General features: G+C 55.1%; 10 protein-coding genes. 5 read left to right on the top strand and 5 right to left on the bottom strand.

What is annotated here, in order from left to right; translation table 11 throughout:
* Positions 1-115: 115 nt before the first annotated feature.
* The 3 genes from HOV93_RS02100 to HOV93_RS02090 all read left to right on the top strand — a co-directional run bounded on the left by HOV93_RS02100 (position 116) and on the right by HOV93_RS02090 (position 7,933).
* Positions 116-2,527, top strand: a complete 2,412-nt coding sequence (locus HOV93_RS02100; RefSeq protein ID WP_207394773.1) for a PPC domain-containing protein — start codon at positions 116-118, stop codon at positions 2,525-2,527.
* 127 nt (positions 2,528-2,654) lie between these two features.
* Complete coding sequence (locus HOV93_RS02095) at positions 2,655-5,045, top strand: DUF1549 and DUF1553 domain-containing protein (protein ID WP_235989762.1); 2,391 nt, start codon at positions 2,655-2,657, stop codon at positions 5,043-5,045.
* Between the two features lie 98 nt (positions 5,046-5,143).
* Positions 5,144-7,933 (top strand): c-type cytochrome domain-containing protein, encoded by a 2,790-nt coding sequence (locus HOV93_RS02090; RefSeq protein WP_207394772.1) that lies wholly within the window; start codon positions 5,144-5,146, stop codon positions 7,931-7,933.
* Positions 7,934-8,089: 156 nt separating this feature from the next.
* Here the strand turns inward: HOV93_RS02090 and cysK are convergent, their stop codons facing one another.
* Positions 8,090-9,031 carry a cysteine synthase A gene (gene cysK, locus HOV93_RS02085; RefSeq protein ID WP_207394771.1) on the bottom strand — a complete coding sequence of 314 codons (942 nt, stop codon included), beginning with the start codon at positions 9,029-9,031 and terminating at the stop codon, positions 8,090-8,092.
* Positions 9,032-9,176: 145 nt separating this feature from the next.
* Here cysK and HOV93_RS02080 point away from each other — a divergent pair, with 145 nt between their 5' ends.
* Positions 9,177-9,542: a cupin domain-containing protein gene (locus HOV93_RS02080; RefSeq protein WP_207394770.1), complete on the top strand. Its 366-nt coding sequence runs from the start codon at positions 9,177-9,179 to the stop codon at positions 9,540-9,542.
* Positions 9,543-9,606: 64 nt separating this feature from the next.
* Here the strand turns inward: HOV93_RS02080 and HOV93_RS02075 are convergent, their stop codons facing one another.
* Complete coding sequence (locus HOV93_RS02075; protein WP_207394769.1) at positions 9,607-10,323, bottom strand: hypothetical protein; 717 nt, start codon at positions 10,321-10,323, stop codon at positions 9,607-9,609.
* Positions 10,324-10,507: 184 nt separating this feature from the next.
* Entirely contained in the window at positions 10,508-10,969 is a 462-nt protein-coding gene (locus tag HOV93_RS02070) for a CbiX/SirB N-terminal domain-containing protein (RefSeq protein ID WP_207394768.1), read from the bottom strand.
* Positions 10,970-11,041: 72 nt separating this feature from the next.
* On the opposite strand from HOV93_RS02070, the gene HOV93_RS02065 reads away from it, so the two are divergent.
* Positions 11,042-12,532, top strand: a complete 1,491-nt coding sequence (locus HOV93_RS02065) for an AEC family transporter (protein WP_207394767.1) — start codon at positions 11,042-11,044, stop codon at positions 12,530-12,532.
* Here HOV93_RS02065 and pyrE read toward each other — a convergent pair.
* Both pyrE and HOV93_RS02055 read right to left on the bottom strand, forming a co-directional pair.
* A complete protein-coding gene (gene pyrE, locus HOV93_RS02060) occupies positions 12,516-13,070 on the bottom strand; it encodes an orotate phosphoribosyltransferase (protein WP_235989687.1) in 555 nt (184 codons plus the stop codon). The two genes, HOV93_RS02065 and pyrE, sit on opposite strands and share 17 nt — an antisense overlap.
* Before the next feature lie 91 nt (positions 13,071-13,161).
* Positions 13,162-13,923 carry a leucine-rich repeat domain-containing protein gene (locus tag HOV93_RS02055; protein WP_207394766.1) on the bottom strand — a complete coding sequence of 254 codons (762 nt, stop codon included), beginning with the start codon at positions 13,921-13,923 and terminating at the stop codon, positions 13,162-13,164.
* Between the last annotated feature and the right edge of the window lie 101 nt (positions 13,924-14,024).

The raw sequence follows: 14,024 nt of genomic DNA, 5'->3' as shown, positions 1-14,024 counted from the left end.
GCTCAGGCTGAACCTGTCATCCCGCCTAAAATCGTGAGTTCGGTTACCTGCCAGCTACCCACTCTCGTTTTCTCCCTCACACGATCTGAACCCTTCATCTGGACGCGGTATTGTCATGAGACGCCTCCAAGTTCTTCTATTGGCTACGGTCATCGTCACGTTGATCTCGGCTGATATCCTGGCTGCCAAGCCAAATTTCACGCGGATCAGCCCACCCGGTTTTCAGCGCGGTCAAGAGATCGAAGTGTTGTTGCGGGGAGATCGCTTGAAGGATGCCCAGGAGATTTTATTCTTCGAGCCTGGCGTCTCGATGAAATCAATCGAGCCAGAAGACGACAAGAAGGTGAAGGTCACCTTAAGTCTCACCCCTGATTGTCGTCTCGGTCAGCACGCGATGCGATTGCGAACGGCAACCGGTCTGAGCGATGTGGTGCTCTTCTACGTCGGAGCCCTGCCGGAAATCGAAGAGAAAGAACCCAACAGCGACTTTAAAGAACCGCAAGCCGTCGAGATGGGCACCACCATCAACGGCATCATTCAGAATGAAGACGTCGACTACTTTGTGATCAATGCCAAGAAAGGGCAGCGAATCACGGCCGAATTGACCGGCTTGCGACTGGGTTTGACCTTCTTCGATCCGTATGTCGCGATTCTCAACGAGCAGCGTTTTGAACTCGCCAAGAGCGACGACGAGCCTCTTTTGTTCCAAGACTGCCTGTGCTCGCTGTTGGCTCCTGAAGATGGTAAGTACATCGTTCAGGTTCGCGAAAGCAGCTACGGCGGAAACGGCAACTGTGCATACCGTCTGAGCGTCGGCGACTTTCCACGGCCCAAAGGCATCTACCCAACCGGTGGCAAGCCAGGCGAAGAAATCGAAGTCACCTGGTACGGCGATCCTTCCGGTACGCAAACCGCTAAGGTTCGCCTGCCTGAGAAGGAAGGCGAATTTCTCTACTATCCAGAAGATCAGTACGGAATCGCTCCTTCTCCTAACCGTTTGTTTGTTTCGAGTCTGCCAAGCGTCGTCGAAAAAGAGCCCAACAACGACCGTAAAGAAGCCACCCCCATGCAAGGGCCAGGCGTTGCCAGCGGTGTGATTGAAGAGAAGGGTGACTACGACAACTTCGCATTCCCGGCCAAAAAGGGGCAAGAGTTTGACGTCCGCGTCTATGCTCGCAAAGACCTGCGTTCCTACTTGGATCCTGTGCTCGATGTCTATCAGCAATCCAACGGCAAACGCCTGGGTGGCAACGATGACACCGGCGGAAACATCGATAGCTATGTTCGCGTGAAAGCGGAAGAAGACACCGACTTAGTGGTTCGCGTCCGCGACCATCTTGGCTCTGGCAGCCCTTTGAATATCTATCGCGTGGAAGTGACGCAGCGTACGCCTAGCCTGACTATCGATATTCCAGAAGTCGAACGTTACAAGGCCCGTACTATGAGTGTTCCGCAAGACAACTACATGGCCGTCTTGTTAACCGCTCGTCGCGAGAACTTCGGTGGAGAATTGAAGTTCGACTTCAAGGATTTGCCCGAAGGTATCGAAGTGATCACCTTTCCTATGGCCGACAATACGAACAAGCTACCGGTCTTGTTACGAGCGAAGCCCGATGCTCAGCTCAACGGCAAGTTGGTCGATGTCGTGGCCAAGCCAACCAATCAAGACATTAAAGTCGAAGGGCACGTGCAGCAACGCACCTTGCTGGTTCGCGGACAAAACAACCGCGATGTATGGGGTCACGACTCCGACCGCATGGCGGTCGCCGTCGTGGAGAAAGTTCCCTACAAGCTAGAGATCGTTCAGCCGAACGTGCCGGTCGTTCGCGACGGTTCGATGAAGTTGAAGGTGAAAGTCGCGCGGGCCGAAGGGTTTGAAGACGAAATTCGGTTGCGTCTGCTCGACGACCCCCCGGGCATTGGTGCTTCGCGTTCGATCAAAATCGAAAAGGGTAAAAACGAAGCAGAGATTCCCGTTACAGCCAACGGTAGTGCGGCCATTGGCGTTCACAAGATTTGCGTCTTGGGAACCTCCGGCCTGTTGGAAGTCTCTTCCTCCTTCGCTGACTTGGAAATTGCGGATCGCGTGGTCGACTTCGCATTTAATCAGGCTGCCTGCGAACAAGGTCAAGAGACTCAGATCGTCGTGGGCTTGAGCGCCAAACGCGAGTTCCCCGGCGAAGCAACTGTCGAACTACTGGGTATGCCCGCTGGCGTAACCTCGGAACCCATCAAAGTGAAGAACGACGCAGAAAAGGCGGTCTTCAACGTCAAGGTTGCCAAAGATGCCAAGGATGGTAAGCACAAGTCGATCGTGGCACGAATCACGGTGACTGAAAAGGACGAGCCGATTATCCAAACTAACGGCAACATTGAACTGCGGGTCGATAAGCCGCTGCCACCTAAAGTTGCTCCTGCTAAGCCTAAGGAGGACGCCAAGAAGAAAGCTGAAGCTCCTAAGCCGAAGCCGGAGCGTCCGCTAAGCCGCTTGGAGCAGTTACGTCAGGCCAAGGAATCGGGCGATTAAACGTCCGCCTTCGATCCTCCCCCCCCAACTCAGATTTCCAATACCCTCCCCAGGATACACGGCGAAAGCCGAAGGAGAGTCAACCGTGACTCGTAACGCAGTCGCTCATTGGATGCTCAGTGGTCTCATGTTTTGTCTGGCAGCAACCACTGCCCAGGCCGAGACCTCCATTCGCGAAATTAACGTCTATCCCAGCTCGATCGAGTTACTGACCAAACGAGATGTTCAGTGCTATGTGGTCGTCGCAACTCGCGACGATGACGTCACGCTGGATGTCACCGCCCAGGCAACCGCGACGCTGGCTTCCGAGGGAAGCGTCAAACGGGATGGCAACTTGATCCTGCCCATCGCCGATGGTGAAACCACCTTGAAGATCGAGTATGCCGGCCATAAGGTCGATGTTCCCGTGAAAGTCGCCAAAGCGACCGAAGAACGCCCGGTGAGTTTTCATCTCGATGTGATGCCGCTCTTCATGCGTGCTGGATGTAACACCGGTAGCTGCCATGGTGCGGCCCGCGGTAAGGACGGCTTCCGTCTGTCGCTGTTTGGTTTCGACCCGGCTGGCGACCATTTCCGTAGCACGCGCGAACAGGCAACTCGCCGTATCAACCTCGCAAATCCCGAAGCCAGTTTGCTGCTGGAAAAAGCTGCTGGCGTCGTGCCTCATACCGGCGGCAAGCTTTTCGAGAAAGATTCTAACTACTATGCCACTATGCTGCGTTGGTTGGAAACGGGCGCGAAGCTAGACGAAGGCGAAGTACCCCGCTGCGATAAGATTGAGATCTATCCGCCCAAGGCTGTCCTCGAAGGGGAAGGGGCTCAGCAGTCGTTCATCGTCAAAGCGTTTTACTCGGATGGTACCACGCGTGACGTGACCGATTTGGCCGTCTTCATGTCCAACAACGACAACTCGGCCCCGATCGATGAGCACGGTTTGTGCACGGCCTCGAAGCGTGGCGAAGCGTTTGTCATGGCTCGCTATGATACGCACACTGTTGGTAGCCAGGTCGTTGTCTTGCCGAAGGATCTGCAGTACGAGAAGCCTCAGGTCGCTGGTAATTACATCGACGAGCTGGTTGGTGCCAAATTGCATAAGCTTCGAATCGTCCCGAGCGAAGTGTGCTCCGACGAAGAGTTCCTGCGTCGTGCGACGGTTGACATCACCGGGCTTCTGCCATCGGAAGAAGAATACAATCAGTTCATGGCCGATACTTCGGCAGACAAACGCGTTAAGCTGATCGATCGCCTGTTGGAACGAAAAGAGTTCTCTGAAATTTGGGCCATGCGTTGGGCCGAACTTCTGATGATCAAGAGCACCAACCGTGTGAGTAATAAGTCGGCTTTCCTGTATTACAGTTGGCTGACCGAGCAGATTTCCAACGACGTGCCACTCGATCAGATGGTTCGCGATCTCTTGTCCGCATCCGGTGGTACGTTCAGTAACCCGCCTACCAACTACTACGAAATCGAGACCGATACCCTTAAAACGGCCGAAAACGTGGCCCAGGTCTTTATGGGTCTACGAACCCAGTGTGCTCAGTGTCACAACCATCCGTTCGACCGTTGGACGATGGACGACTACTACAGCTTTGCCTCGTTCTTCGCTCAGATTGGTCGTAAGAATACCGAAGACTACCGCGAGCGAATCATCTACAACCGTGCCGGTGGAGACGTTCGCCACTTGGTCGGCAACAAGGTGATGGAGCCGAAGTTCCTCGGGGGCGTCGTGCCTGAAATGAAGGGCCGCGATCGTCGTGAAGTGCTTGCCGAGTGGTTGACCGCTCCAGAGAACCCGTACTTCGCCTCGAGTGTTGCCAACCGACTTTGGGCCAGCTTCTTTGGTATCGGGATTGTCGACCCTGTCGACGACGTCCGCGTCAGTAACCCGGCCTCGAACCCCGAGCTATACGAGACCTTGGGCAACAAATTGGTCGAATATAACTACGACTTCAAAAAGCTTGTTCGCGACATCTGTGCCTCGAAGGCCTATCAGCGAGCAACCGTGCCCAACGATAGCAACAAGACCGATACGAAGAACTTCGCCTACGCCCAAGTACGTCGTATCCCGGCCGAGCTGCTCTTGGATTGCATCAGTCAGGCCACCAGCCACGACGAAAAGTTCAAAGGTCTGCCACTCGGTTCGCGAGCCGTGCAGATTGCTGACGGCAAGACTTCCAACTACTTCCTGACAACCTTCGGTCGCAGCCAACGCGAAACCGTTTGTTCGTGTGAAGCAACCACATCGCCGACCTTGTCCCAGGCCTTGCACATGCTCAATGGAGCTGCAACGCAAGATAAAATCGGTCGTGGTAAGCTGATCGAAACTTGGATCAAGGAAGAGCAGACCAACGATCAGATCGTCGACAAGATCTACATCCGCTGCTTGAGCCGCAAACCGACGGCGGAAGAACGAGAGAAACTAACTGCCGTTCTCAAAGAAGAAGAGAACCGGCAACGCGGGCTCGAAGACGTCTTCTGGGCGGTCCTCAACTCGCGCGAGTTCATGTTTAACCACTAAGAATCGTGAGCTAGACTTCCTTAGCGTGCCGCGGATAGCCCGTCGGCACGCTTTGCCCGCCTTCGTTTGCCTGCCTTTTTTCGCACAGAGATTGAGCGATGCGTTATACCCTCCCACTTCTGCTTTTATTCGGATTGACCACGCTGGCCGCGGCCGAAGATGCCAAGCCTGCCGGCGAAAAGGTCGAGAAGATCACTTACGAAGATCACGTTCGTCCGATTTTGCGGGAGCATTGCTTTACCTGCCATAACCAAGGCGACGCCAAAGGTGGTCTGAACCTCGAAAGCTTCGGTTCTACGCTAGAAGGTGGTGCTAGTGGCGAAGTGGTGATAGCCCAAGATGTTGAAAGCTCGCGCCTGTTTGCGTTGATCAATGGAGATGAAACGCCAGAAATGCCGCCGGGGCAAGACCCGATCGCGCAGGAAAAGCGGGACATCATTGCCAAGTGGATCGAGCTCGGTGCGCTGGAAAACAGCGGTTCGAAAGTCAAAGCGAAAAAGAAAAGTGGCTTGGCGATGGATGGCCCGGTGACCACCGGCAAGCCCGAAGGCCCAGCTGCGATGCCGGAAGGCCTGTGGAAAGCCCCGGTGATGAATCTTGATGGCAGCGGGGCCATTACTGCAATGGCCCATAGCCCTTGGGCACCACTGGTCGCCGTTGCCGGGCAGAAGCAGATTGCCCTGTACAATACCGACACGCTAAAACTATTGGGCGTCATTCCTTACCCGCAAGGCATTCCGTACATCCTCCGCTTCAGCCGCAACGGCGAAGTCCTGCTCGCCGGGGGTGGCCGTGGTGGTTATGCCGGCAGCGTGACGCTCTTCAATGTTCGTACTGGCAAGCCGATGGTTACTGTCGGCGATGAATACGATGCCGTTCTAGCCGCTGATGTGTCGCCTGACCTTTCGCGTGTTGCCCTGGGGGGACCGCAGCGACTGGTTCGAATTTACTCGACAGATGACGGATCGCTGCTACATGAAATCAAGAAGCACACCGACTGGGTCACCTCGATCGCATTCAGCCCCGACGGCGTATTGCTGGCGACGGCCGATCGCTCGAACGGTTTGTTCGTTTGGGAAGCCGAAACGGCCCGCGAGTACATGAACCTGCAAGGGCACAAAGAGAGTATCAATGCCGTTGCTTGGCAGCCTGACTCGAACGTGTTGGCTTCTGCCAGTAGCGATAACGACGTTAAGTTGTGGGCCATGATCGACGGTAAGAATATCAAGTCGTTCGGTGCCCATGGTGGTGGTGCCGAGTGGGTCAGCTACACCCACGACGGACGCATGGTCACCGCAGGTCGTGACAAAGTGGCCAAGGTCTGGGCCGGTGACGGTAAAGAACAAGCCAAGACGCCAGGCTTCTCTGATCTGACCCTGCGTGCCTGTTTCAACCATGACAGCACTAAGATTGTGGTTGGTGACTGGACCGGCGAAATCCGCGTCTATCAACTCGAAGGGATGAAGGAACTCGGCAAGCTGAAGGCCGTCACCCCGAGCTACGACGAGATGATCGCTTCGCTTCAGGCCGAGATTGGCACCTTCGATAAGGCCGTCGCCGATACCAATGGAGCCGCCGCCGCTGCGAAGAAGGCATTTGAGAATCATCTCGCCGCGATCGAAAACAACAGGAAGGCCAGCGCCAACGCCACGGCCGCTATGGATGCTGCTGCTAAGAAGGTTGAAGAGCTGAAGAAAGCTATTGCCGCGTCGGAGGCGAAACAAAAGCAGCAAGAGCAAGAGGCTAAAACTAAGGACGCTGAAGCTAAGAAGTGGGCCGGCGAGATCGCCAAGGCCGAGCAGTCCCTCAATCAGGTGAATGCTAAGCTGGCGGACTATAGCAAGAAGATTCAAGAGAAGAGTTCGGTGCTCACTGCCGCCAAGACCGCACAGACCGACCATCAGAAGCAGTTGGACGAACTGAAGAAACAGCTCGCTTCGCAGCAGGCGGCTGTGGATGCAGCGAAGAAGAAGGTCGCCGACCTTGATGCCAAAATCGCCGAAGCGACCAAGCAGAAGGAAACGACCCCGGACGAACAGAAAGAATCGAAGCAAAAGGAAATCGATTCTCTGATCGGTGAAAAATCAGCCGCCCAGGCCGAAGTCGACAAGCTTGCTGCCGAAGCGAAGAAGTCGACCGAAGCAATCGCGGCGAAAGACGGCGAGCTGAAAAAGGATGTCGAGCAAATCGCTGCCGCCGAGGCCGAGGTGAAGAAGCTTCAGGAAGAGACCACCAAAGCCAACACCGAGAAAGCCACTGCGGAAAAGGCAATTGCCACTGCCAAGCAGAACAAGCAGACTGCCGACACCCAACTTGCCTCGGCTAAGTCCGCAGTGGACGCGGCCAAGAAGGCCAAAGACGATGTCGCCAAGGAAACGGGCAACCAGCAGAACCTGATCAAGAAATATGATGGTGACATCAAGAAGCAGGCCGAACAGCTGAAGAAGCTGGAGGAAGGTAAGCCTAACCTCGAAAAAGCTATGAACGATCAGGCGGCCGCTGCTAAGGCTGCTACCGACAAAGCGGCCGCCGCCAAGCTCGAGCTCGAAGCGTTGAAGAAGGAAAAGACCGACTTCGCTGCCTTCCCAGCTAAGCTACAGGCCGAACAGCAGGCCATGTTGACCGGTATCAAGACCCAAGAACAACAGGTCGCAGAAGCTACAGCGAAACAGGCCGAAATGGAAAAGCAGATGGAAGAGAAGCTGGCCCAGATCGCCAAGCTCCAAGCGGAGCTCGACAAGGTCATGGAGCAGAAGTCTGCCGTCTATGCCCAGCTTCGCGAGCACAAGCAAAAGGTCGAAACTGGCACCGACGAAATGGCAACGGCTCAGGCCAAGCTGGAAGAACTCAAGCGTCAGTCGGAACTACTGCAGAGCTTGTACCAGTAAGCAAATTAATGTGCGAGCAGCAAATCGCATCGCACGAAATGCAATGAACAAAAAGGGACGATTCGGAATACCGAATCGTCCCTTTTATTATTTAACAATCTTGCAGCAGTCAAAACGGTGCGGTTCGCTGTCCTGCTCAGACCCTAAAAGAAGCGACTAACCTTCCAGGCCACCAAACAGCGGCGTCGAGAGATACCGTTCACCCAAGCTACACAGGATGACGGCAATTCGCTTGCCCTTCATCTCTGGCCGAGCGGCGACTTGCTTCGCGGCCCAGATGGCAGCACCGCTGCTGATCCCGGCGACCAGGCCTTCTTCTTTAGCCAAAAGTCGACCGTATTCAAAGGCATCTTCGTCGTCGACCTGAATGGTTTCGTCGACCACCGACGTATCCAGGTTCTTAGGGATGAACCCGGCACCAATCCCTTGAATACGGTGCTTGCCAGGCTGGCCACCGCTGATCACGGGGCTGTTCTTCGGCTCGACGGCAATTGCTTTGAATTCCGGGTTCTTGCTCTTAATGAAGCGTGAGACGCCGGTGATCGTTCCGCCGGTGCCAACGCCAGAGATCAACACGTCGACTTTGCCGCCCATGTCTTCCCAAATTTCGGGGCCGGTGGTTGCTTCGTGAATGGCCGGGTTGGCCGGGTTATCGAACTGTCCTGGCATCCAGCCGTTGGGTTCCTTCTCGGCCATTTCGGCTGCCGTGTTGATGGCACCCTTCATCCCGTCCGCCGCTGGCGTCAGTACCAGGTTCGCGCCCATGGCCCTGAGCAAAGCACGGCGTTCAAGCGACATCGACTCAGGCATCGTCAGCGTCAGCTTATAACCCTTGGCTGCAGCCACAAATGCTAGCGCGATGCCCGTGTTGCCGGAAGTCGGTTCGATAATGTGCGTGTCTTTGGTCACGACGCCTCGTTTTTCACCGTCGGCGATCATCGCGTAACCAATGCGGTCCTTCACGCTATTAAGCGGATTGAACCATTCACACTTGCCGAAAACCTCGGCCCCACCCTGGGGGATCAACCGATTGATCTGTATCATCGGGGTATCGCCGATGGCGTGGCATGCGTCGGCAAACGTCTTATTACGGGGCATGATTGGTTTCCTTCGTGGTGTCCGTGAAAGCGCTAAGCTTGGGTAATTTTCCGCCCAAGTATCAAGAAACGCCCAAATGTGTCAATAAGATTCTCGCACAGCCCAAGCCGCTGTGCCAGAACACTTCTACTAAGGCAATAACCTGATGGATATCGTCAACTTAAGCGACGCCGAGCCGTTTACCACCAAAGATGGCTCCGAAATCCGCGAACTGCTGGCCCATCGCAATTCGTGCATCCAAGCTCAAAGCCTGGCTGAGGCCCGCTTGCCACCTGGGGCCAGCACTACGGCCCACTATCACCCGAAGACGGAAGAGATCTACTACATCACCCACGGGCAGGGACGCGTGCAAATCGGCGAAGAGTTTCGCGATGTAAACGTGGGGGACGCCATCGCCATCCCGCCGGGACTGGTCCATCAGATCACCAATACCGGAAGCGAGACGTTGCGTCTGCTTTGTTGCTGTGCTCCTGGGTACGAGCACGAGGATACGGTGTTGGTGGATGGATAAAAATCAACACAATTTTAATTCCGGAAAGGTCATAAATAAAGGCCCTGAGTTGAAGGTCTTATCTCTAAGAACTAACATCCGTCGCCATTGCCAATAAATGTTCAATCGCCGCACGTGAATTCGCGTCGATTTCTGTTTCGGCGGCGGCATCTTGGGCCCTAAGAATTTGATCGAACGGAGTGAGGATTTCTTCTTCTCCTCTCAGCAATTTCTCAGCAGCCGATTTCTCTTGCTTTAGCGAGGGACGACTCGGGTGGTTGGGTGCCGGGCCGTTTGCGTACTCCGCAAATTCTCGAAGTAACTCGGCGGAATCCTGCGGATCGTATTTGTACAGAGCAATCATCGCTTCGCTGGCCGAGTTCCAATAGTGTCCGTCCATGGTGCTCCGGACAATCTGCTTGAGCGTTTGAGAAGCAGGCGATCGTAGCATTTCAGTTCGCATCCAACGATGGGCGGATACCATCAGATCTTCCACTACTGACTGACTGTCGAGGCGATTGAAATCATTCACTTCCCGTGCGGCATCGCAAGCCGTTTCCCGTTGGAATAGATCTTGCAAAAGCTGAGGTTCCGGTTCTCGAATCCAACCAGCCAAGCACGCAGCCAGCTTCCGATGGATCGAATTCTCGGACTCAGCCGCCTCGCGTGCAATGAGCGCTGCCGCGCGGGAATGCTCGCCCAAGGGCTTCAGTACGATTGATTCGCAGCCTTCTTTCGCAAGCGTGTATGCGCACCAGTCCGCGACGCGGAACCAAGCCTCGAAAAGGTCATACGACGGCATCAGGCACCTTCTGGGTGAATCGTAACGAAAAAGAAAATCGTCTCACCCAGGAAGTATAGGTTTCGTTGGTGGATCTTAGCTTGATCTGCGGCTCTTGCGCAGAGGTCGAGTTAAAAAATAGGATCCGCTCTCACGTGGCGACAGAAACTCAACATCGAGAACAGTTGCTGCCCTTTGGCTTCTACTACTGGCCATGTAATCGGCAACTACTTTCCTCGGTACACACCTCACAAATCGGTGCCCCTTCTTCACAGTGCGCCAGACACGTTTCAACTCGCTCTTGCATCACCTTCGCCATCAGTGGATGCAGCCCTAGCGGTGCGGTCACCAAATGCGTAACGCCAGGGTGGCTGGCAGCGGCCTCTTTTGCCAAGCGGGGGATATCTTCGTGCCAGTGTCTTCCCGGCGAAAGGAAGTAGGGGTGCACGACGACGCGTGTGGCTCCCTGGTCGACGCATTTCTTGAACGCATCGGCAATGCTGGGTTCAGCTAGTTCCATGTGGGCCGGCTCGACGATCTTGTGCCCGGCGGTCTGGCGGAACAGATCGACCACTTCCAATAGTAGGTCGTTGCTTTCTGCCCGACGGGAACCGTGGTCGACGATGATGATGCCCAAATTTTCTCGGTCGGATGTGGTCTGCCGCATCAAAGGTCTTCTAGGGAATGAAGTTCGGGGAGCCTAATTGTTGCTTCGGGAGCTAACGATTAAGTTAGGACGATGAATCTTACGCAAGTCATTACGATTCTAAGCATAACGGCTGCCGTTTTCACCGTGATGGGGATTGGCGGAACGGCTCGTTATCTGAATTGGATCTCGCGCGAGGTCGACGCTGGCTTGTTGAAGCTGGGCATTCGGGTTCTGATGCCGTGCTTCATCTTTGTGAAAGTGGTCGGCAATCCGGCCTTCGACGAAGCGGCAAACGTCTACCTGCCACCGGTCTGGGGGTTCATCGCGGTTGCTTTGGGCTGTTTTGTGGCCTACTCGTGGGCCCGCGGGACAGGTTCGCGGCTTGGTTTTGATCATCCCGACAAAGTGCATTCGTTCGCGGTGTGTATTGGGATCTTCAATTACGGGTTCATTCCCATTCCGTTGATACAGGAAATCTTCGGCGAGCGGGCCCTGGGTGTGCTGTTTTTGCATAACGTGGGTGTAGAGCTGGGGATCTGGACAATCGGCGTGAGCCTAGCCAGTGGCGGGCTGACCAAGGGTTGGTGGAAAAATGTCCTAAATCCGCCCAGCCTGACGATCATGCTTTCGCTGTTTATCAACGAGATGGGCTTAGCCGACCAAGTGCCGGAGTTCGTGACACAAATCACAGGCATTCTGGCCAGTGCTGCGATTCCTATGATGATGCTGCTGATCGGGGCGACGTTCTACGATCAAATCTTTCATGCGGATGTTCAGGATGACAACTCGAGTGCCTGGCCAACGTATATCTCGGCAGTCATGCTGCGGCTGTTGTTGTTGCCTATATTATTTCTATTAGCGGCACTTTGTTTGCCGATTTCGTTGGAATTGAAGCAAGTGGCGGCGATCCAGGCCGCGATGCCGGCAGCCGTTTTTCCGATTGTGCTGACCAAGCACTACGGCGGCGATCCTCGCACGGCACTTCGCGTTGTAATGGCGTCGACCGTGGTCGGATTTGTTACAATTCCGATATGGATCTCGACCGGCATTGCCTGGCTTGGCCTCGAGAGCACCGTGCTTCATCAAACTACGCAGGAGGTAACCGTGGCACCTCAACTAGAGCCACTTGAACAAGCGATACACGTGGCGGGCATCTCGGTTCGCACCAATAACCGCAAGGAAATGAACCTGGAAACAGGTCAGATTCCTAAGCTGTACCAGAAGTACGAGACCGACAATATCGACTCGCTGATCGTCGATCCGATCGAGCCGAAGCAGCGGATTGCTGTTTACGCCGATTACGAGTCGGACCAGTCGAGTGAATTCACCATGCTGCTGGGCAGAAAGATTTCGTCGGAAGCCGAGATTCCCGATCAACTCGATAAGGTCCGGATCCACAAAGGGAATTATCTGCACTTCGTCGGTGAAGGTGAGATGCCGCAGGCCGTAATTGAAACGTGGAAAGAGATCTGGAGTTTCTTCGAGGAAGACACAACCTACACACGGACCTTCGAGGCTGACTTCGAAATCTATGACGAAGCCAGCCCTAAGCGGGTCGATATCTTTATTGCGGTGGAGTGATTCCGAAGTCTTCGATGGTCAGCAGGGTGCGTAGCTCGTAGCCTGCTTCGGCAAACGCCTGCTTGCCACCTTCCAGGCGATCGACGATGGCAATCACGCCTAGCACTTTCAGCCCGGCCGCTTCGACCTTTTCGATCGCCTTGAGCGAACTGCCGCCGGTGGTGACGACATCTTCGACGATGACGCACGTGTTGCCGGCAACGACGGGACCTTCCACGTCTTGCCCGGTACCGTGGGCTTTGGCTTCCTTGCGGACAATGAACCCGGCCAGCGATTTACTCTGTACAGCGGCTAGGGTGATGACCGATGCAGAAATCGGATCGGCCCCAATGGCCATTCCGCCAACGGCGTCGGGCAGATCGTCACCGAGCATTTCTAAGATGCCTAGGCCAACTTGTAAGGCCCCATCGCTGGAAAGGGAGACCTTCCGGCAATCGAGATAGTAAGAAGCCTTCTTGCCCGAGGCGAGCGTGAAGTCGCCAAATTTCAGGCCTTTGTCTCGAACAATTTCAATCAGCTTTTCTCGGCTGTATTGCATCGGTCTTTCCTCGGTCGCAGGGATCATGTGCCAATCGAAACCCATCGTACCGCATCGCCCCCAACGAGGTCAGGGGGGAAGTTTTCCTGGCTTAAGAGTCTTCCGCCGTATCGCTCTCATCCAACGGCAAGATCTCGGTATCCGGTAGCGCTTCGCGAAGTCGCTGCAATCCTTCCGACGTGATGGACGTCTCTTGCAGGTACAACTTTTTGAGCGACTTCATCTGTGCGAACGCCTCGACGCTCTTATCGGTGAGGTTCGTTCCCAATAGAAAGAGGATTTCCAGATTGGTCAGCGCCGGGAGCTTCTGCGCCGCCTGGTCGCCGATGTCGGTTTTCGCCAGGCTGAGCAGCTTTAAAGAAGTTAGCTGAACGATAGGGTCGACCGCCGCGTCGGTGAACCGGGCATGAAACAGCGTCGGCTCGGTATCGGTGATCACCGACCCGCCCAGGTACAACTGTTCGAGGCTGGGCAGTTCGGTCAAATGCGTCAGGGCATCGTCGCTGATTTGCGTGCCGCGCAGGTCGAGCACTTCCAGGTCCGGCAGACCTGTGATCATGGCCAGGTCTTTATTGGTCACCAACAAGGGATTCGGCGTGGTGATGACTTGAATGCGGTTCTCGTTATCGCGGCCAATTTCAAAACCAACGCGGCGAAACTTGCTGACCGTTGGGTCTTGGTCGTTGTCATAAACGGTCGGCGGGGCGGGCTTGGCGGCCCAACTGAAGACCCATCCACCGATCAATAGCAGCACCCCGGCCACGACGATCGACATCAGGGCGATGCCGATTTCCATCCCAAAGCTTTCACGCTTAGGGCGCTGCGGTTGGTGTGGGAAGTCCGGGTGCGGCATGCGGAAAAGTCGATCGTTGGAGAAGATTCGGAAGCACCCAGGATAACATCAATCGCCCCCTATTTACTACGGTTCAGATCGATTTACACGATGCTATCACT

It is taken from the genome of Bremerella alba, assembly GCF_013618625.1.
GTDB classification, from domain to species: Bacteria; Planctomycetota; Planctomycetia; order Pirellulales; family Pirellulaceae; genus Bremerella; species Bremerella alba.
This window is presented reverse-complemented; position numbering and strand designations above follow the sequence as displayed.